Below are 18,490 nucleotides of genomic sequence, written 5' to 3'. Positions count from 1 at the left end.
TCCCTCTGGGCTGCCGGCTAGACTGCGGTCCATGAAAGCCTACCTGCGTCTCTTGCTCGTCCTGCTGCTCAGCCTCGCGCTTCCCCTGAACGGGATGGCGGCGTCGCCGCTGAGCGCGCTGCCGTGTCAGATGCAGAAAGATGCCCAGGCGGCCGAGCACTCCGGCCATATGGCGGTCGCGCCGGATGAAGACGGCCACGCGCACCAGAGCAATCCGCTGTGCGACGGCGGGCACCAGTGCAAGACCGGCAGCCCGCTTGTGACGATGCTCGCCAGGCCGGTATTGAACGCTGCACCTCCGCTGCTCGGCGCCGCCTATCTCGAGTTCCTTCCCGCCCGTTCCGGCGCCGACGTCTGGCGTCCGCCGCGTCACTGATTCCTTCGCCACCCTGACTCGCTCTGCGCCCGCGCGCTGAGCGCCGGATGCATGCCGCCTGCGGCGTGCAGGACACCGAGGAATCTCTCCATGATGATCCGATTCTTTCGCATGGGCCGAGCGCTGCCGGCCGTGCTTCCCTTGTTCGTCTTCTGGCTGCCCGGCACGGCTGCCGGGCTGACCTTCGACGAGGCGCTACGTCTGGCCGGCCAGCACGCGCCGTCGCTGAGTGCCGAGGCGGCCCGCGTGCAGGCCGTGCGCAGCGAAGCCATTGCCGCCGGCGAACTGCCCGACCCAAAACTGCTGCTTGGCGTACAGAGCCTGCCCATCGAGGGCTCCGAGCGCTGGAGCCTCAACGACGATGGCATGACCATGCGCATGGTCGGCCTGATGCAGGAGATGCCCAACCACGAAAAGCGTCGGGCACGCGCCGACGTCGCCCATGCCGCCATCGGCCGCGCCGAGGCCGCACGCGAGATCGAGGCGCTGAAGGTGCGCCTGGTCACGGCGCAGGCGTGGATCGCCAGCCACGCGGTGGAACGCAAGCTGCACCTGTTTGGCGAGCTGCGGGCTGAGAATCGCCTGCTCGCCGACGCGGTTCGCGCGCGCCTCGCCGGTGGACGTGGTCAGCTGACCGACCAGGTCGCGGCGCGTCAGGAGGCGGCCCAGCTCGCCGAACGCGAGGACGAGCTGGAGCAGCAGCGCCGCCTGGCCCGCGCCGCACTGCTGCGCTGGGTTGGCGCCGAGGGCAATCAGCCGCTGAGCGGCGAGTTGCCCAGCTGGCCCATCGAGCGCCAGACGCTGCTCCATCAGTTCGAGCGGCATCCGCAACTCAGCGCCTTTGCCCCGATGGCCCGCGAAGCCCAGGCGCGCATCCGCGAGGCCACCGCTGAGAAGAGGGGTGACTGGACCTGGGAGGTCGCCTACCTCAAGCGTGGTCGCGAATTCGGCGACATGCTCAACCTGGAATTCAGCTTCGACCTGCCGGTATTCCAGCGCAGCCGGCAGAACCCGCGGATCGCCGCACGCCACGCCGAGCTCAACCGGTTGGAGGCCGAGCGCGAGGCCGTGGCGCGCGAGATTGCCGAGCAACTGGAGGCCGAGCTCGCCGAGCTGGCGCGGCTGCAGCGCGCGCTGGCGCGCAGTGGCGAGCTGCAACTGCCGCTGGCTCGCGAGAAGGTCGAGTTGGCGATGAGCAGCTACCGCGCCGGCCGCGGCGAGCTGGATGCGCTGCTCGCCGCACGCAACGAGCTGATTGAGGCCCGTCTGAAGCACATCGACCTGCAAGGGCTGGAGGCCATCGCCCGGACCCGTCTGCACGTCGCCTACGGAGAAGCCAAATGAGCCGTACTGTTCTTGCAAGCATCACGCTGCTAGGCGTGGCGATCGCGGTCGGGGCGGGAGGGGGTTACTGGTTCGCCCGCCAATACGGCGACATGGCAGCGCACGGGTCGACATCCGAAGCCGGCAGCCATGCCCAGGTGCTCTATTGGTACGACCCGATGGTTCCTCAGCATCGCTTCGACAGGCCCGGCAAATCACCCTTCATGGACATGGATCTGGTGCCGCGCTACGCCAACCAGGACGGTGACGCGGCGGCCATCAGCATCGACGTCGGCGTCACCCAGAATCTCGGCGTGCGCCTGGCCACGGTCAGGCGTGGTCCGCTCGCAAGCCGCATCGATGCAGTGGGCGTGCTCGAATACAACGCCCGCGACGTGGCGCTGGTGCAGACGCGCGCCGACGGCTTCGTCGAGCGCGTCTACCGCCATGCACCGGGCGACCTGATCGAAAAGGGTGCGCCACTGGCGGATCTGTTGATCCCCGAGTGGGCCGCCGCGCAGGAGGAATACCTGGCGCTGCGGCGTGCCGGCGACGCTGCGCTGCTGGACGCCGCCCGCCAGCGCCTGCGCCTGGCCGGGATGCCGGCCTCGACGATCAGCCGGCTCGAGCGTAGCGGCAAGATCGACGCGACCATCAGCGTGATCGCACCGCTGGCCGGGGTGCTGCAGGAGCTCGAGGTGCGCGAGGGCATGACACTGGCAGCCGGAGCGCCCCTGGCGCGAATCAACGGGCTGGACAGCGTCTGGCTCGAGGTCGCGGTGCCGGAGGCGCAGAGTGCAGGCATCCAGGTTGGACAGCAGGCCGCAGCACGCCTGCCGGCGCTGCCGGGCCAGGTCATCGAAGGCGAGGTGAGCGCGGTGCTGCCGGAGGCCAGCGCGGCCAGCCGCACCCTGCGCGTGCGGGTGCAATTGCCCAATCCGGAGGGGCACCTGCGCCCCGGGCTGACCGCACAGGTGACGTTGGCCGGCAGCGAGACTGCCGCGGTGCTGCTGGTGCCCAGCGAGGCGGTGATCCGCACCGGCCGCCGGGCGCTGGTGATGCTCGCCGAAGCCGGCGGACGCTACCGCCCGGTGGAGGTCGAGACGGGCCGCGAGAGCGGCAACCACACGGCGATCCTGCGCGGCCTCGAGGAAGGCCAGCAGGTGGTCGCCTCAGGGCAGTTCCTGCTCGATTCCGAAGCCAGCCTGCGCGGTATCGTTGCGGCGCCGGTCGTCGATGCTGCCGCGCACGGCCACGTGCACGGTGCTGTCCAGCCGGCGCCCGCGCTGCATGAGGCCGAGGGAAGAGTGCTGAGTTTGGACGGCGAGCAGCTGAGGATCGCCCACGGGCCGTTCAACACCCTGGGTATGCCCGGCATGACCATGCGCTTCTCGGTTGCCGACGTCGCGCTGCTGCAGGGGGTACAGCCGCAGGCCCACATCCGTTTCGCGGTGCGCGAGACCGACCAGGGGCTTCTGATCGAGCGCCTGCAGCTATTGGAGCAGCAGCCATGATCGCCGCGCTGATTCGCTGGTCCGTGCTCAATCGCTTCCTGGTGTTGCTGACCACGCTGTTGATGAGCGCGGTGGGCATCTGGGCGGTGCGTACCACGCCGATCGACGCCCTGCCGGACCTTTCCGACGTGCAGGTGATCATCCGCACGGCGTATCCGGGGCAGGCGCCGCAGATTGTCGAGAACCAGGTGACCTATCCGCTGACCACCACCATGCTCTCGGTACCGGGAGCGAAGACCGTGCGCGGCTATTCCTTCTTCGGTGACAGCTTCGTCTATGTGCTGTTCGAGGACGGTACCGATCTCTACTGGGCGCGCTCGCGGGTACTGGAATACCTCAGCCAGGTGCAAAGTCGGCTGCCGGCCGCAGCCAAGCCATCGCTGGGCCCGGACGCCACTGGCGTCGGCTGGATCTACCAGTACGCGCTGATCGACCGCAGTGGCGCACATGACCTGGCGCAACTGCGCAGCCTGCAGGACTGGTTCCTCAAGTACGAGCTGATCACCCTGCCCAACGTTGCCGAGGTGGCCACCATCGGTGGCATGGTCAAGCAGTACCAGGTGGTGCTCGACCCGCTGAAGATGGCCAGCCTGGGTGTGACCCAGGCGCAGGTGATCCAGGCGATCGAGATGGCCAATCAGGAGACAGGCGGCGCCGTGCTTGAGCTGGCCGAGACCGAGTACATGGTGCGTGCCTCGGGCTATCTGCAAACGCTCGAGGATTTTCGCAGCATCCCGCTGCAGCTCAGCGCTGCCGGCGTGCCGACGAGCCTGGGCGATGTTGCGCACGTGCAGCTCGGCCCGGAGATGCGCCGAGGCATCGCTGAGCTGGACGGGGAGGGCGAGACCGTCGGCGGCGTGGTGATCCTGCGCAGCGGCAAGAACGCGCGGGAAACGCTGGCCGCCGTGCACGCCAGGCTCGACGAGCTGAAGGGGAGCCTGCCTGCGGGCGTCGAAATCGTCACCACCTACGACCGCAGCCAGCTGATCGACCGAGCCGTGAAGAACCTCAGCTTCAAGCTGCTGGAGGAGTTCATCGTCGTCGCGCTGGTCTGCGGACTGTTCCTCTGGCACCTGCGCTCGTCGCTGGTGGCCATCGTCTCGCTGCCGATCGGCGTGCTGATCGCCTTTGCGGTCATGCGCTATCAGGGCATCAACGCGAACATCATGTCGCTGGGCGGCATCGCCATCGCCATCGGCGCAATGGTCGATGCCGCGGTGGTGATGATCGAGAACGCCCACAAGAAGGCCGAGGCCTGGCGGCATGCCAATCCCGGCCAGGTGCTGGAGGGCGACGAGCACTGGCAGGTGATGACCCGCGCCGCGCAGGAGGTCGGGCCGGCACTGTTCTTCTGCCTGCTGATCATCACCCTGTCGTTCATCCCGGTGTTTACCCTCGAGGCCCAGGAAGGCCGGTTGTTCGGCCCGCTGGCCTTCACCAAGACCTACGCGATGGCCGCCGCCGCGGGGCTATCGGTGACCCTGGTGCCCGTGCTGATGGGCTACTGGATCCGCGGCCGGCTGCCGGACGAGACGCGCAATCCGCTCAACCGCGGGCTGATCCAGCTGTATCGTCCGGCGCTGGAAGCGGTTCTGGCGCACCCGAAGTCGACCATCGTGGTGGCGCTGCTGGTGCTGGCCACCACGCTGTGGCCTGTCTCCCGGTTGGGCGGCGAGTTCCTGCCACCGATGGACGAGGGCGACCTGCTCTACATGCCTTCTGCGCTGCCGGGGCTGTCCGCGCAGACGGCCGTGCAGCTGCTACAGCAGACCGACCGGATGATCCGCACGGTGCCGGAGGTCGAGACGGTGTTCGGCAAGGCCGGGCGCGCCGAGTCGGCCACCGATCCGGCGCCGCTGGAGATGTTCGAGACCACCATCCGTTTCAAACCGCGCGAGCAGTGGCGTGCCGGGATGACCCCGGAGAAACTGGTCGAGGAGCTGGACCGCGCCGTGCAAGTGCCGGGGCTGACCAACATCTGGATTCCGCCGATCCGCAACCGCATCGACATGCTCGCCACCGGCATCAAGAGTCCCATCGGCGTGAAGATCGCCGGTGCCAACCTGGAGGAGGTCGACCGTGTCAGCCAGCAGGTGGAAGCCGTGGCCAAGCAGGTGCCGGGGGTAAGCTCGGCGCTGGCCGAACGGCTTGTCGGCGGGCGCTACATCGATATCGACATCGACCGACGCGACGCGGCGCGCTACGGGCTGAACATTGCCGACGTGCAGTCCATCGTGGCCAGCGCCATCGGCGGCGAGACCGTCGGCGAAACCGTGGAAGGGCTGGCGCGCTACCCGCTCAGCGTGCGTTACCCGCGTGAATGGCGCGACACCCCGCAGGCGCTCGAGCAACTGCCGATCCTCACCCCGTTGGGCAGCCAGGTTACCCTCGGCAGTGTGGCACGGGTGCGCGTCAGCGACGGCCCGCCGATGCTGCGCAGCGAGAACGCGCGGCTGGCCGGCTGGGTGTACGTGGATGTGCGTGGCCGCGACATCGCCTCGGTGGTTGCCGACCTGCGCCGGGCCGTCGCCGCCGAGGTCAGCCTGCTGCCGGGCATGAGCCTGAGCTACTCGGGGCAATTCGAATTCCTCGAACGCGCCAACGAGCGGCTCAAGCTGGTGGTGCCGGCCACGCTGCTCATCATCTTCGTGCTGCTCTACCTGACGTTCGGCCGTCTGGACGAGGCGCTGCTGATCATGCTCACGCTGCCGTTCGCGCTGACCGGAGGTGTCTGGTTCCTCTACCTGATGGGCTACAACCTGTCGGTGGCCACGGGCGTTGGCTTCATCGCGCTGGCTGGCGTCGCCGCGGAGTTCGGCGTGATCATGCTGCTCTATCTGAAGAACGCCTGGACCGAGCAGCAGCAAAAGGGGCTTCTCGACGAGGCGGCGCTGTGCGAGGCCATCCGTGAGGGCGCGGTGCAGCGTGTGCGGCCCAAGGCAATGACCGTGGCGGTGATCGTCGCCGGGCTGCTGCCGATCCTGCTCGGCGCCGGTACCGGCAGCGAGGTGATGAGCCGTATCGCCGCGCCGATGGTCGGCGGCATGCTCAGCGCGCCGTTGCTGTCGCTGTTCGTGATTCCGGCCATCTATCGGCTGATGCGCAAGCCCGGTGGGAGCCGCGCAGCCGGGCTACAGCAGCAATAGCAGCCCCGAATAGCCCAGCGACCCGAGGAGGAACGCGCCGAAACGGCTGTTGCGCTCGGAAGGCAGTTCTTCCTTGAGCACATTGAGGATGATCGCCCCTGCAATAAAGGCGGTCACGGCCGATACGCCCAACTCGGACAGCTCTGTGGTTGCGCCGACCGCCCAGCCGACCAGCGTGGCGGCCGCCAGGACCCAGCGGCCGCTGCGGGCGAACAGCTGCTGATGGTCGTGCTGAAGGGCGACATCGTTGACCATGAAATGCAACGCCATGGCGACGCTGTACCAGATCAGCTCCAGTGTCTGCGCCGGATCGCGGTTGGCGAGGATGTAGCCAATCAGTGCGTTGTATCCGCCGAAGGCGGCGATATGCAGCCAGAACACGCCGGCATGAGTTGGCTCGTCGTCGGAACGCTCGCTACGGTGAGACTTGATCAGCCGCTCCAGCCCGTAGAAGCCGGCCAGGCCGATCAATGCCAGCAGGTAGGCATGATGTTCGAGGTAGCGCAGCGGGTGAAAACCGCTATCCTCCATGACCTGCTGGCCCTGTGCCAGCTCAGGTAACAGGTGAACGAATACGTAGGCCACTGCCACGCCACCGGCCATCGATAACCAGCGGCTGCGGGGCAGGCTGTGCAGCTTGCTCAGCCTGCCTGCCGCCAAGTGGGTCAGCGTCAGCACCAGAGCGGCGATGAATGTGAGCATGGGAGTCCTGAGCGAAAGCCTCAGGGGTTGAGACTTTGACCGTCCATCGGCGTTCAGCATGCAGTTCGTCGGCTGCTGCGGCCGACTACTGATCTCGATCAGTTAGCGGCGTCTTGATCGGTCCGGTCGATGATTTTTTTGGTAGAGTTCGCTCCTGAAAAAGCGAGCAGCCAAGCCAGCTTTCAATACGGTCAATGAGGTGTCTGCTTGATTAGGGTGCTGGTGGTCGATGACCACGATCTGGTTCGTACGGGCATCAGTCGCATGCTGGCGGACATCTCCGGCCTTCAGGTGATAGGTCAGGCGGATTCCGGTGAAGACGCGATCCGCAAGGCTCGGGAACTCAAGCCCGATGTGGTGCTGATGGACGTCAAGATGCCGGGCATCGGTGGCCTGGAGGCGACCCGAAAGCTGCTGCGCAGCTACCCTGACCTCAAGGTCATTGCCGTCACCATCTGCGAAGAAGATCCGTTCCCTACGCGGCTGCTGCAGGCCGGGGCGGCGGGTTATCTGACCAAGGGCGCGGCCCTGGAAGAAATGGTGCAGGCCATTCGCATGGTGTTCGGCGGCCAACGCTACATCAGCCCGCAGATTGCCCAACAGCTGGCGCTCAAGTCGTTCCAGCCCCAGCTCAGCGAATCGCCGTTCGATCTGCTTTCCGAACGGGAAATCCAGATCGCGCTGATGATCGCCAATTGTCAGAAGGTGCAGAGCATCTCCGACAAGCTCTGCCTGTCGCCGAAAACGGTGAACACCTACCGCTATCGCATCTTCGAAAAGCTGTCGATCACCAGTGATGTCGAGCTGGCCCTGCTGGCGGTCCGCCACGGGATGGTCGACACCGTCAACTGATGACAGAAGCCTTCGATTCCTCGGCGTTCCTGGCCGCCTGCAGCGGCCGGCCGGGCGTCTATCGCATGTTCGACGCGCAGGCCAAGCTGCTCTATGTCGGCAAGGCGAAGAACCTGAAAAAGCGCCTGGCCAGCTATTTCCGCAAGACCGGGCAGGCACCCAAGACCGCTGCGCTGGTGGCCAAGATCGCACAGGTCGAGACCACCATCACCGCCAACGAAACCGAGGCGCTGCTGCTTGAGCAGACGCTGATCAAGCAGTGGCGGCCGCCGTATAACATCCTGCTGCGCGACGACAAGTCCTATCCCTATGTCTTCCTCTCGGCCGGCGAGTTTCCCCGGTTGAGCATCCATCGCGGTGCCAAGAAGGAACCCGGGCGCTATTTCGGCCCCTATCCGAGCGCCGGAGCTATTCGCGAAAGCCTGAGCCTGCTGCAGAAGGCCTTCTTCGTGCGGCAATGCGAGGACAGCTATTTCCGCAACCGCACCCGACCCTGCCTGCAGTACCAGATCAAGCGCTGCAAGGCGCCTTGCGTGAAGCTGGTCGATCCGCAGGAGTACGCCGAAGATGTGCGTCACTCGGTGATGTTCCTCGAGGGCCGCAGCAACGCCCTGGCCGAGGAACTGTCGCGCAACATGGAAAAGGCGGCGATGAACCTGGACTTCGAGCGCGCCGCCGAGATTCGCGACCAGATCGGCATCCTGCGCCGAGTGCAGGACCAGCAGAGTATGGAAGGTGGTTCGGGCAACGTGGATATCGTCGCCGCAGTGGTCAGCCCAGGCGGCGCTTGCGTGCACCTGATCACCGTACGTGGCGGCCGCGTGCTGGGCAGCAAGAACTTCTTTCCGCAGGTGGCCATCGAGGAAAGTGTCAGCGAGGTGCTGCAGGCCTTTCTGGAGCAGTACTACCTGGGTGCTACGGAACGCGACCTGCCGAGCGAGCTGATCGTCAATGCCGTGCACGAGGATTTCGCCACGCTGATCGACGCCATTTCCGAGCTGCGCGGCGTGGAGCTCACCATCACTCATCGCGTACGCGCGACGCGGGCGCGCTGGCAGCAACTGGCGCTGACCAACGCCGAGCAGGCCCTGGGCGCGCGGCTGGCCAATCGTCAGCATCTGTCGGCGCGCTTCGAGGCGCTGGCCGAAGCGCTGGAACTCGATGAGCCGCCGATGCGGCTGGAGTGTTTCGACATCAGTCATTCCAGCGGTGAAGCGACCGTCGCCTCCTGCGTGGTGTTCGGCCCCGAAGGCCCGCTGAAATCCGATTATCGGCGCTACAACATCGAGGGCGTGACCGCTGGCGACGACTATGCAGCGATGCATCAGGCGCTTTCCCGGCGTTTTCGCAAGGCGGCAGAGGGCGAGGGCAAGCTACCGGACATCCTGCTGGTCGACGGTGGCAAGGGTCAGCTCAATATGGCCCGCGAGTTGCTGGAGGAACTGGCCGTGCCGGAACTCATCCTGCTTGGCGTGGCCAAGGGGGTCACCCGCAAGCCGGGCCTGGAGACTCTCTATCTGAACGACGCCGCGCATGAGTTCACGCTGCCGGCCGACTCGCCTGCGCTGCACCTCATCCAGCAGGTGCGCGACGAAGCGCATCGTTTCGCCATCACCGGCCATCGCGCTCGCCGCGGAAAAGCCCGGCGCACTTCGACGCTGGAGGACGTTCCGGGCATCGGACCCAAACGCCGCCGCGAACTGCTCACGCATTTCGGCGGTCTTCAGGAACTGTGCAGGGCCAGCCTCGACGAGATCGCCAAGGCGCCCGGCATCAGTAAAAAGCTGGCCGAGTCGATTTATGCGGCTCTGCACAGTGAGTAAACTGTCCCCCGAATTCCGCCGATCAGTGGTACCGATGAATATCCCGAACCTGCTCACCGTTCTGCGCGTGCTGCTGATACCCATCTTCATCCTGCTTTTCTATCTCCCGTTCTACTGGAGCTACCTGGCCGCCAGTGCCGTGTTCACCATCGCGGCGCTTACCGATTGGCTCGATGGCTATCTGGCGCGCCGACTGGAGCAGAGCACGCCGTTCGGCGCCTTTCTCGACCCTGTCGCCGACAAGCTGATGGTGGCGGTCGCCCTGGTGCTGCTGGTGGAAGAGCATTCCAACCTCTGGCTGACACTGCCAGCCGCCATCATCATCGGCCGCGAGATCGTCGTCTCGGCACTGCGCGAGTGGATGGCCGAGCTCGGTGCCCGCGCACAGGTCGCGGTGTCGAATCTCGGCAAATGGAAGACCGCGGCGCAGATGGTGGCGCTGGTGATCCTGCTGGCCAATCCGCCGCAGCCGACAATATGGGTCGGCATGGGGTACGCATTGCTCATCGTCGCGGCAGGGCTGACGCTGTGGTCGATGATCAATTACCTGATGGCTGCCTGGCCGCACCTGAGCACTACGGAAAAGAAATAAAAACTTTTTTAATCAAAGGGTTGACGGCAGCTTTCGATCGTATAGAATGGCGCCCGTCACCAAGACAATGCGGGAATAGCTCAGTTGGTAGAGCACGACCTTGCCAAGGTCGGGGTCGCGAGTTCGAGTCTCGTTTCCCGCTCCAGTTTGTAAGATCGCGCCGCAGAAATCATGCGGCGCCTTCGTTTTGAGGCCGGTTGGCAGAGTGGTTATGCAGCGGATTGCAAATCCGTGTACGCCGGTTCGATTCCGACATCGGCCTCCATATTGAAGAGCCCCAAGCAATTCGTTGCTTGGGGCTTTTTCTTTTGCGTCCCAGAGCTCGCGGCCACCGGTACTGCCAGTGAGTGGCGGCAAGCGATTCCGCCGCTGCTATCTATACTCCATGGGCGCCTCTCGCTCAGGAGAATAGCCATGCGACGCCTCTCAGCCTTTGCCTTCGCAATTCTGTTCAGCTCGCCGCTGCTGGCGATGCATTGCCCCATGGACATGGCCAAGATCGACGAATTGCTCAAAACCAACCCACCGAAGGATGCGGCTACCCTGCAGCAGGTGCGCGAACTGCGTGCCGAAGGTGAGCAGTTGCATCAGGCCGGCAAGCACGCCGATTCGGTGCGGGTATTGGGACGAGCGCTGTACCTGCTGGGTCAGAAACCCTGATCAGCGGACGCGGCGAAAGCCAACCAGCAGCCAGAACAGCAGGCCCAGCACTGGGAAGAAGGCGATACCGATCGCCCATAGCGCCTTTGCGCCCACGCTTCGCTCGCTTTTGAACACGCTGATGATCGCCAGCAAGTTCAGCGCGATGAGCGCCACCGCGGCTGCGATGGCCAGGTAAGTCATCGAATCGGACACTTCACATCTCTCCTGACGGCTCAGATTATGAGGCCGCGAACCGTGCAGGAGGGTTCCGTGCCGTTAAATGCATCAAATGATGCGATGAGCCAGGCCCGGTTCTAGGTTCAGCCCAGCAGCTGCTGGAGTTCGTCGCTGCTGGGCACCTTGCCCTCGATGAGAATATCGTCATCGACCGCCAGCGCCGGCGTGCGCATGATCCCGGCATCGATGATCGCGTTGACGTCGGTGACTTTCTCGAGCTGATATTCCAGACCGAGGCGACGTGCCGCCGCTTCGGTATTGGCAATGAGTTGCTGACACTTGGCGCAGCCGGAACCGTAGACGGTCAGTTTCATCGTCGTCCTCACATCAGTTGGCCATAGAGATAGCCGCTGAGCGTGGCCATGACCACAACCAGCGTGCAGTACACCAGCGTCTTCTGGGTGCCCAGCACCGTGCGAATCACCAGCATGTTCGGCAGGGACAACGCAGGGCCGGCGAGCAATATCGCCAGTGCCGGGCCCTTGCCCATGCCGGCGCCAAGAAGGCCTTCGACGATAGGCACTTCCGTCAGCGTGGAAAAGTACATGAAAGCGCCCAGCAGTGAAGCGAGGAGGGTAGAGGCGAAGCTGTTGTCACCCACTGCCCAGACCACCCATTGACTGGGGATCAGCCCTTCATGACCGGGACGGCCGAGCAGCATGCCGGCGACCATCACGCCGCCCAGCAGCAGCGGCATGATCTGTTTGGTGAAGTCCCAGCTCTGGCCCACCCATTCCTGGCCTGCGGCATTCTCGCGACTGGCCTGCAGCATCAGGCCGGCAATGCCGATGACCATGGCGAGTTCCGGCCACTGAGGTTTGAGCAAGGCACTTGCCGCTACCAACGCCCCGGTAACCAGCAGCGGCCGCACCGACCATCGCCAGCGGTGTACCAGCAGCGTCGCGAGCAATATGGCGAGTACCGCGGTAATCGGCCATTTCCAACTGAACACAGCCATCCATGCGGCGCTGTCAGCTCTTGCCCAGTTGGCGAAGACCAGGATGCCAATCATCAAGCCGAACAGCGCCACGATTTCAGCGATCGGGTGGCCGTTGTCGTCATCGGTGAAACCGCGCGCGCCTTTGGCTGCACGTGCCGCCTCCTCATGGCGGTAGAGCAGATGCATGATGGCGCCAATTACCAGGGCAAAAACGATAGCGCCGACGGCTCGGGCAATTCCTAGCTCGGCTCCGAGCACCTTGGCGGTCACCACGATGGCCATCACGTTGATCGCCGGCCCCGAGTAGAGAAAGGCGATGGCGGCGCCGAGCCCGGCACCGCGCCGGTAGATGCCGCCGAATAGCGGCAGTACGGTACAGGAGCACACCGCCAGCAGCGTGCCGGCAACCGAGGCAACGCCGAAGGCGATCGGCTTGGGCGAGGCCGGGCCGAGGTGCTTCATCACCGCGCCCTGGCTGATATAGACAGCCATCGCACCAGCGATGACGAATGCCGGCAACAGGCAGAGGATCACGTGCTCGCGGGCGTACCACTGGGTCAGGCGAAGGCCTTCGAGTACGGCATTCTCGAAGCGAGGCTGCCCCAGCGGCAGGAAGAAGATCAGCAGAAATGCGGCAGACATGCCAAGCAGCACCTTGGCCTCGCCAGGGCGGTCGCGCCAGAAACGCGCCAGGTGTTTCCACAGCGAAGGGGAGGCGTCAGCCGAAGGAGCCGATCGCTCGGGCGCGGAGCTGTCCATGACCATGGTCCTGCTGGGTAGTCACGACCATGGTAGTTGGCTGGCGTGAAGCGAGGCTGATCCGCGTCAAGCGCAGGGCTATGTTCGGTTAGCCGTCAGCGCGCGGTTGTACCAGTCGCGGCTGCGATTGACGCTGCGCACCAGCCAGAGCATCACCGGCACCTCGATCAGCACGCCGACCACCGTGGCCAGTGCCGCACCTGAGTTGAAGCCGTAGAGCACGATGGCGACGGCCACCGCCAGCTCGAAGAAATTCGAGGCGCCGATCATGGCCGACGGCCCGGCCACATCGTGGCGCACCTGGAAGCGGCGATTGAGCCAATAGCCCAGCCCGGCGATCAGCAGCGTCTGCAGCAGGATGGGCACGGCCAGCATGGCGATGATCAGCGGCTGGGCGACGATGGCCTCTCCCTGGAAGGAGAACAACAGCACCAGGGTGGCCAGCAGCGCAACGATGGAGAATGGTTGCACTCTTGCAAGGGCGGCGTGGAATGCCTCTTCGCCGCGCTTGAGCAGGCGTGCGCGAATTATCTGGGCGATCGCCAGCGGGATGACGATGTACATCACCACTGAGAGCAGTAGCGTGTCCCAAGGCACTGGAATCGAAGACACACCGAGCAGCAGCGCGACGATCGGGGCGAAGGCGAACACCATCACCACATCGTTCAGTGCGACCTGGGTCAGGGTGAAGTTGGCGTTGCCGTTACAGAGGTTGCTCCATACGAAGACCATTGCGGTGCAGGGCGCCGCGCCCAGTAGGATCAAGCCGGCCATGTAACTGTCCAGTTCGGCGGCCGGCAGCCAGGGCGCGAATACCTGTTTGATGAACAGCCAGCCCAGCAGCGCCATGGTGAACGGCTTGATGGCCCAGTTGACGAAGAGCGTGATGCCCATGCTCGCCCGCTGCGCGTAGACCTCCCGCAGGGCGGAGAAGTCGATCTTCATCAGCATGGGGATGATCATCACCCAGATCAGCAGGCCGACCGGGATGTTCACGTGGGCTACTTCCAGGGCGCCCACGGCCTGTGCCGCAGCGGGCATGCCAAGCCCGAGCAGCGTGCCGGCAATGATGCAGAGGAATACCCAGAGGGTGAGGTAACGCTCGAAGAAGCCCAGTGGCGCCCCGGCCTGCTTGCTGGTCACTTCGCATTGAGTGGACATCTGGAACCGTACCTTTTCTTTCTGTAGGTGGTGGGTTGTGTCGCCGCGCTAGCGGGATTGTGCGGACAGCGCTTCGACCACTTCGTCGACCGTACTTCGGGCGCTGCGCGTGACGCCGATCAGCGTGGCAGATGCCGTGCCGGTCCACTCGCCGTAGCCGACCAGCCAGAGATTGGGCTGTTTCACGGCTCGGGTCCCTGCTACCTGCACCTTGCCGTCGGCCTCCACCAGCCCGCACAGGTGAAGATGATCGAGCGCCGGGCGAAAGCCGGTGCACCAGACCACCGCATCGAGGCGAGTCTGACGGCCGTCCGCCCATTCGACGGCAGTTTCGTGCAAGCGCACAAACGGCGGTTGCGCTACCAGCACGCCACGTTCCCGCGCGTCGAGCACCGAGGGCACCATGACGATATCGCCGAAGCCGCCGGGCAGGTCATCGACGCTGCGGCCCTCCTGCTGAGCCTTCCAGCGCGCGGTTGCACGCTCGAACAGCACGCGACCATCGACCTCATCGGGAAGGAATGCCGGCGGGTCCTGAGTGACCCATATGGTTTCGCCGACCTTCGAGAGTTCCGCCAGGATCTGCGCGGCTGAATTGCCGCCGCCGACCACCATCACGCGCTTGCCGGAGAAGGGCGCAGGGTCCCGGTAGTACGCTGAATGCAATTGCAGCCCCTGGAACGCCTCGCGCCCCGGATAGTCCGGAATGAAAGGCTTGCTCCAGGTGCCGGTCGCACTGATTACTGCCCGGGCCAGCCAGCGCCGATCGCTGGCCTGAACCTGCCATAGATCGTCTACGCGCCTGATCGCATCGACATGCACCGGGCGCTGAATGGGAAAGCTGTAGCGGGTCTCGTAGCGTTGCAGGTAGTCGATCACATCGTCGCGCGACGGATTGCCCGGTTCGACGGGGGTGGGCATCGGCCAGCCGGCGATCGAACTCCAGGCCGCCGGTGAGAACAGCCTCAACGAATTCCAGGCGTGGAGCCAGGCGCCACCCGGGGCGGGTTGATCGTCCAGCAGCAGGTAGGAAAGCGCCGTACGCCGCATGAAGTACGCGGTCGCCAGGGCCGACTGCCCGGCGCCGATGATGATCACATCGAGCACATGGGGGGCTGACATCAGCAGACTCTCATCCAAGACATTCGTTTCGCCTTATATACGAACTTGAGAATATACGCGGATTGCATTACGCCGGGCAAATTCGCCACGCCCAGGGGCTGCCTTCAGTACCTGACCGCGTAACCTGCGCTTTACTCGCATATGCGTTAAGCAATATATTCGCCAACGCATACGTTTCGCGATCATCAACCGATCGGCAAGCGTCAGAAGGGTATTTTCGTGATCGAGCACCTGACACCTACCACCGTATTCAAATGCCTGGCGGACGAGACTCGCGTGCGCATCGCCTTGCTCATCGCCCGCGAAGGCGAGTTGTGCGTGTGCGAGCTGACCTGCGCGCTGGATGAAAGCCAGCCGAAAATTTCCCGTCACCTGGCGATGCTGCGCAGCTGCGGCATGCTGGAAGATCGCCGTCAGGGACAGTGGGTCTATTACCGTCTCCATCCGCATCTGCCTGACTGGGTCACGGACATGCTGCAACCGATTCTGGCTGCCAACAAGAACTGGCTGAGCGACAACGTGCAGCGTCTGGAGCGCATGCGCAATCGTCCCGAGCGGGCGACGGTGTGTGGCTGAATCGCATCGTTCACTCGCCCCAACTTTCAGGATTACCCCATGCACGACCACCTACCCAACATCGATCCAGCGCTGCTCGATCTGCCGGATCTCGCCAAGCTGGGCCTCCCAGACGGGCCTGCGCACAAGCCGCGCATCCTGCTGCTCTATGGCTCCAACCGGGAGCGCTCCTACAGTCGCTTGCTGGTTCAGGAAGCGGCGCGGCTGCTCGAGCGTTTCGGTGCCGAGACGCGCATCTTTCATCCGGCAGGGCTGCCACTGCCGGACGATGCGCCTGACAGCCATCCGAAGGTCCAGGAACTGCGCGATCTGATGCAGTGGTCGGAGGGGCAGGTGTGGTGCTCGCCGGAACGGCATGGCTCGATGAGCGCAGTGTTCAAGGCCCAGATCGACTGGGTGCCGCTGGCCATGGGCGCGCTGCGCCCGACTCAGGGCAAGACGCTGGCGATCATGCAGGTCAGCGGCGGCTCGCAGTCATTCAATGCGCTCAATCAGATGCGCGTGCTGGGTCGCTGGATGCGCATGCTCACCATCCCCAACCAGTCCTCAGTGGCCAAGGCCTATCTCGAGTTCGACGAGGCAGGGCGGATGAAGCCCTCGGCCTATTACGACCGCGTGGTGGATGTGATGGAGGAGCTGATCAAGTTCACCCTGCTGGTACGCGGTCGCGCCGATTACCTGGTTGACCGTTATTCGGAACGCAAGGAGTCGGCCGAAGCGCTGTCCCGTCGCGTCAATCAACGCTCAATCTGACTTCCAGGAATCGCCCGCGTGTCCCATCCCTACGACATCCTCGATGTACCCGGCTGTGCCGGTCAGCTGATCTTCACGCCGTGTCCCGGCAGCAAGGGCAGCAGCCTCGACGAGGCGCTGGCCACGCTGCAGGCGGCTGGTGCCGAAGCAGTGATCACCTTGATGCCCGCCGAAGAGCTGGCCCGTAACGACGCGAGCCAGCTGCCGCAACTCTGTGCCGAACGCGACCTCGAGTGGTTTCACCTGCCCGTGGCCGACGAACAGGTGCCACTGGCGGACTTCGATCGAGCCTGGGAAGGGGCGGCAGCTCGGATCCATGAGTTGCTGGATGCCGGCAAGCGCGTCGCCATTCACTGCAAGGGTGGTTCAGGTCGTACCGGACTGATCGCAGCACGCATCCTGATCGACCGCGAAGTGCCGCGCGCGACCGCCATCGCCCGCGTCCAGGCGCTTCGACCCAAGGCTATCCAGCATCCGGCGCATGTCGGCTGGATCGAACGCTTCGGCGCATGACGGGCCTCTCATGCTGAATACGCTCGGCTTGTTCGTCATTACCGCGATAGCCGAGATCGTCGGCTGTTATCTGCCGTACCTCTGGCTGAAACAAGGCAAGAGTATCTGGTTGCTGGTTCCGGCGGCGCTTTCCCTGGCGCTGTTCGCCTGGCTGCTGTCACTGCACCCCACCGCCGCCGGGCGGGTCTACGCCGCCTACGGTGGCGTTTACGTCGCTGTCGCACTGGTCTGGCTGTGGCTGGTCGACGGGGTTCGCCCCACCGGGTGGGACCTGCTCGGCTGCGCCGTGGCGTTGCTGGGCATGGCGATCATCATGTTCGCGCCGCGCAATCTCTGATCCATCATTTCAGGAGCGAGTCATCCATGAGCATAAAAGTAGGCATCAACGGTTTCGGCCGCATCGGTCGCCTGGCCCTGCGTGCGGCCTGGGATTGGCCGGAGCTGGATTTCGTGCAGATCAACGATCCGGCCGGCGATGCGGCCGCCCATGCGCACCTGCTCAATTTCGACTCTGTGCATGGCCGCTGGCAGCACGAGGCGAGCGCCGACGGCGACTGCCTGGTCATCAACGGCCAGCGGGTGAAGGTCAGCGCCAACAAGGCGATCGCAGACACCGATTGGTCGGGCTGCGATCTTGTCATCGAGGCGAGCGGCAAGATGAAGACCGTTGCGGTGCTGCAGCAGTATCTGGAGCAGGGGGTCAAGCGCGTGGTGGTCAGCGCGCCGGTGAAGGAGGCGGGCGCGCTGAACGTCGTCATGGGCGTCAATGACGGCCTGTACGATCCGGCGCAGCACCGCATCGTCACCGCGGCGTCCTGCACCACCAACTGCCTGGCACCGGTGGTCAAGGTGATCCATGAGCAGCTGGGCATCCGCCACGGTTCGATCACCACCATCCATGATCTGACCAATACGCAGAGCATTCTGGACCAGCCGCACAAGGATCTGCGCCGCGCCCGCGCCTCGGGCATGAGCCTGATTCCCACCACCACCGGCTCGGCCACGGCGATCGCCGAGATATTTCCCGAGCTGCGCGGCAAGCTGAACGGCCATGCCGTGCGCGTGCCGCTGGCCAATGCCTCGCTCACCGACTGCGTGTTCGAAGTGGAGCGCGCTACCGATGCCGCCGAGGTGAACCGGCTGCTCAAGGCCGCCGCAGAGGGCGAGCTGAAAGGCATCCTCGGGTATGAGGAGCGGCCGCTGGTTTCCATCGATTACCGCACCGACCCGCGCTCGTCGATCATCGATGCGCTGTCGACCATGGTGATCAACGGCACGCAGGTGAAGATCTACGCGTGGTACGACAACGAGTGGGGCTACGCCAACCGGACCGTTGAACTGGCGCGCAAGGTCGGGCTCGTCGACGTCCGGTAGGGCAGGTTACATCCCCTTAGGGAGGGTTGCAGCCCGCCCTGAGGGTTCGCGCCTGTATCAGTGATCCGTACACATCTTCGAGCCG

Annotated in this window: 19 protein-coding genes and 2 tRNA genes; 15 read left to right on the top strand and 6 right to left on the bottom strand. The window is 64.7% G+C overall.

All coding sequences use genetic code 11. The features are described 5' to 3' along the window. The first annotated feature begins 31 nt into the window (after positions 1-31). The 4 genes from VF716_RS05140 to VF716_RS05125 all read left to right on the top strand — a co-directional run bounded on the left by VF716_RS05140 (position 32) and on the right by VF716_RS05125 (position 6,359). The gene (locus tag VF716_RS05140) at positions 32-376 is read left to right on the top strand and encodes a hypothetical protein (RefSeq protein ID WP_440552088.1); all 345 of its coding nucleotides are present in this window, start codon (positions 32-34) and stop codon (positions 374-376) included. A 90-nt stretch (positions 377-466) separates the two neighbouring features. After that, positions 467-1,720 (top strand): TolC family protein, encoded by a 1,254-nt coding sequence (locus VF716_RS05135; protein ID WP_049324394.1) that lies wholly within the window; start codon positions 467-469, stop codon positions 1,718-1,720. Further along, positions 1,717-3,213, top strand: coding sequence for an efflux RND transporter periplasmic adaptor subunit (locus VF716_RS05130; RefSeq protein WP_279640601.1), 1,497 nt, complete (start codon positions 1,717-1,719; stop codon positions 3,211-3,213). Before VF716_RS05135 ends, VF716_RS05130 begins: the two co-directional genes overlap by 4 nt. Continuing rightward, positions 3,210-6,359, top strand: a complete 3,150-nt coding sequence (locus VF716_RS05125) for an efflux RND transporter permease subunit (RefSeq protein WP_053527503.1) — start codon at positions 3,210-3,212, stop codon at positions 6,357-6,359. Before VF716_RS05130 ends, VF716_RS05125 begins: the two co-directional genes overlap by 4 nt. Here VF716_RS05125 and VF716_RS05120 read toward each other — a convergent pair. Further along, positions 6,345-7,061 carry a hypothetical protein gene (locus VF716_RS05120; RefSeq protein ID WP_053527502.1) on the bottom strand — a complete coding sequence of 239 codons (717 nt, stop codon included), beginning with the start codon at positions 7,059-7,061 and terminating at the stop codon, positions 6,345-6,347. The two genes, VF716_RS05125 and VF716_RS05120, sit on opposite strands and share 15 nt — an antisense overlap. A gap of 207 nt (positions 7,062-7,268) precedes the next feature. On the opposite strand from VF716_RS05120, the gene gacA reads away from it, so the two are divergent. The 6 genes from gacA to VF716_RS05090 all read left to right on the top strand — a co-directional run bounded on the left by gacA (position 7,269) and on the right by VF716_RS05090 (position 10,988). Further along, positions 7,269-7,913 (top strand): response regulator transcription factor GacA, encoded by a 645-nt coding sequence (gacA, locus tag VF716_RS05115; protein ID WP_003284948.1) that lies wholly within the window; start codon positions 7,269-7,271, stop codon positions 7,911-7,913. Continuing rightward, positions 7,913-9,736 (top strand): excinuclease ABC subunit UvrC, encoded by a 1,824-nt coding sequence (uvrC, locus tag VF716_RS05110; RefSeq protein WP_049338976.1) that lies wholly within the window; start codon positions 7,913-7,915, stop codon positions 9,734-9,736. The genes gacA and uvrC overlap by 1 nt, the downstream gene beginning before the upstream one ends. A 34-nt stretch (positions 9,737-9,770) precedes the next feature. After that, positions 9,771-10,328: a CDP-diacylglycerol--glycerol-3-phosphate 3-phosphatidyltransferase gene (gene pgsA / locus VF716_RS05105; protein ID WP_013982772.1), complete on the top strand. Its 558-nt coding sequence runs from the start codon at positions 9,771-9,773 to the stop codon at positions 10,326-10,328. A 69-nt stretch (positions 10,329-10,397) separates the two neighbouring features. Continuing rightward, a tRNA-Gly gene (locus tag VF716_RS05100) sits at positions 10,398-10,473 on the top strand. A 46-nt stretch (positions 10,474-10,519) separates the two neighbouring features. Beyond that, positions 10,520-10,593, top strand: a tRNA-Cys gene (locus tag VF716_RS05095). Positions 10,594-10,742: 149 nt separating this feature from the next. Beyond that, a complete protein-coding gene (locus VF716_RS05090) occupies positions 10,743-10,988 on the top strand; it encodes a hypothetical protein (protein WP_011913223.1) in 246 nt (81 codons plus the stop codon). Here the strand turns inward: VF716_RS05090 and VF716_RS05085 are convergent, their stop codons facing one another. From VF716_RS05085 to VF716_RS05065, 5 genes are all read right to left on the bottom strand, one after another. Further along, a complete protein-coding gene (locus VF716_RS05085; protein WP_185744024.1) occupies positions 10,989-11,171 on the bottom strand; it encodes a PLDc N-terminal domain-containing protein in 183 nt (60 codons plus the stop codon). Positions 11,172-11,290: 119 nt separating this feature from the next. Next, positions 11,291-11,521, bottom strand: coding sequence for a thioredoxin family protein (locus VF716_RS05080; protein WP_017245095.1), 231 nt, complete (start codon positions 11,519-11,521; stop codon positions 11,291-11,293). 8 nt (positions 11,522-11,529) lie between these two features. Continuing rightward, positions 11,530-12,906: a permease gene (locus VF716_RS05075; protein WP_125856214.1), complete on the bottom strand. Its 1,377-nt coding sequence runs from the start codon at positions 12,904-12,906 to the stop codon at positions 11,530-11,532. 78 nt (positions 12,907-12,984) lie between these two features. After that, positions 12,985-14,067 carry an ACR3 family arsenite efflux transporter gene (gene arsB / locus VF716_RS05070; RefSeq protein WP_019406164.1) on the bottom strand — a complete coding sequence of 361 codons (1,083 nt, stop codon included), beginning with the start codon at positions 14,065-14,067 and terminating at the stop codon, positions 12,985-12,987. Positions 14,068-14,115: 48 nt separating this feature from the next. Beyond that, entirely contained in the window at positions 14,116-15,189 is a 1,074-nt protein-coding gene (locus VF716_RS05065; protein ID WP_026006549.1) for an ArsO family NAD(P)H-dependent flavin-containing monooxygenase, read from the bottom strand. A 219-nt stretch (positions 15,190-15,408) separates the two neighbouring features. On the opposite strand from VF716_RS05065, the gene VF716_RS05060 reads away from it, so the two are divergent. The 5 genes from VF716_RS05060 to VF716_RS05040 are packed head-to-tail and all read left to right on the top strand — an operon-like array spanning position 15,409 to position 18,405. Further along, positions 15,409-15,765: a metalloregulator ArsR/SmtB family transcription factor gene (locus tag VF716_RS05060; protein ID WP_011913229.1), complete on the top strand. Its 357-nt coding sequence runs from the start codon at positions 15,409-15,411 to the stop codon at positions 15,763-15,765. A 39-nt stretch (positions 15,766-15,804) separates the two neighbouring features. After that, complete coding sequence (gene arsH / locus VF716_RS05055; protein ID WP_108241748.1) at positions 15,805-16,518, top strand: arsenical resistance protein ArsH; 714 nt, start codon at positions 15,805-15,807, stop codon at positions 16,516-16,518. Positions 16,519-16,536: 18 nt separating this feature from the next. Beyond that, positions 16,537-17,031, top strand: a complete 495-nt coding sequence (locus tag VF716_RS05050) for a cyclin-dependent kinase inhibitor 3 family protein (RefSeq protein WP_106443220.1) — start codon at positions 16,537-16,539, stop codon at positions 17,029-17,031. Between the two features lie 10 nt (positions 17,032-17,041). Further along, positions 17,042-17,368: a YnfA family protein gene (locus VF716_RS05045; RefSeq protein ID WP_013982778.1), complete on the top strand. Its 327-nt coding sequence runs from the start codon at positions 17,042-17,044 to the stop codon at positions 17,366-17,368. 26 nt (positions 17,369-17,394) lie between these two features. Next, positions 17,395-18,405 (top strand): ArsJ-associated glyceraldehyde-3-phosphate dehydrogenase, encoded by a 1,011-nt coding sequence (locus VF716_RS05040; RefSeq protein WP_320893354.1) that lies wholly within the window; start codon positions 17,395-17,397, stop codon positions 18,403-18,405. Positions 18,406-18,490 lie beyond the last annotated feature (85 nt).

Origin of the sequence: Stutzerimonas sp. Brlt_14 (assembly GCF_051948915.1) — a bacterium.
GTDB lineage: Bacteria > Pseudomonadota > Gammaproteobacteria > Pseudomonadales > Pseudomonadaceae > Stutzerimonas > Stutzerimonas stutzeri.
This window is presented reverse-complemented; position numbering and strand designations above follow the sequence as displayed.

Coding starts and splice junctions, on each gene's coding strand:
- VF716_RS05140 (WP_440552088.1), top strand. CDS start 32: ATGAAAGCCTACCTGCGTCTCTTGCTCGTCCTGCTGCTCAGCCTCGCG.
- VF716_RS05135 (WP_049324394.1), top strand. CDS start 467: ATGATGATCCGATTCTTTCGCATGGGCCGAGCGCTGCCGGCCGTGCTT.
- VF716_RS05130 (WP_279640601.1), top strand. CDS start 1,717: ATGAGCCGTACTGTTCTTGCAAGCATCACGCTGCTAGGCGTGGCGATC.
- VF716_RS05125 (WP_053527503.1), top strand. CDS start 3,210: ATGATCGCCGCGCTGATTCGCTGGTCCGTGCTCAATCGCTTCCTGGTG.
- VF716_RS05120 (WP_053527502.1), bottom strand. CDS start 7,061: ATGCTCACATTCATCGCCGCTCTGGTGCTGACGCTGACCCACTTGGCG.
- uvrC (WP_049338976.1), top strand. CDS start 7,913: ATGACAGAAGCCTTCGATTCCTCGGCGTTCCTGGCCGCCTGCAGCGGC.
- pgsA (WP_013982772.1), top strand. CDS start 9,771: ATGAATATCCCGAACCTGCTCACCGTTCTGCGCGTGCTGCTGATACCC.
- VF716_RS05090 (WP_011913223.1), top strand. CDS start 10,743: ATGCGACGCCTCTCAGCCTTTGCCTTCGCAATTCTGTTCAGCTCGCCG.
- VF716_RS05085 (WP_185744024.1), bottom strand. CDS start 11,171: ATGACTTACCTGGCCATCGCAGCCGCGGTGGCGCTCATCGCGCTGAAC.
- VF716_RS05080 (WP_017245095.1), bottom strand. CDS start 11,521: ATGAAACTGACCGTCTACGGTTCCGGCTGCGCCAAGTGTCAGCAACTC.
- VF716_RS05075 (WP_125856214.1), bottom strand. CDS start 12,906: ATGGACAGCTCCGCGCCCGAGCGATCGGCTCCTTCGGCTGACGCCTCC.
- arsB (WP_019406164.1), bottom strand. CDS start 14,067: ATGTCCACTCAATGCGAAGTGACCAGCAAGCAGGCCGGGGCGCCACTG.
- VF716_RS05065 (WP_026006549.1), bottom strand. CDS start 15,189: ATGTCAGCCCCCCATGTGCTCGATGTGATCATCATCGGCGCCGGGCAG.
- arsH (WP_108241748.1), top strand. CDS start 15,805: ATGCACGACCACCTACCCAACATCGATCCAGCGCTGCTCGATCTGCCG.
- VF716_RS05045 (WP_013982778.1), top strand. CDS start 17,042: ATGCTGAATACGCTCGGCTTGTTCGTCATTACCGCGATAGCCGAGATC.
- VF716_RS05040 (WP_320893354.1), top strand. CDS start 17,395: ATGAGCATAAAAGTAGGCATCAACGGTTTCGGCCGCATCGGTCGCCTG.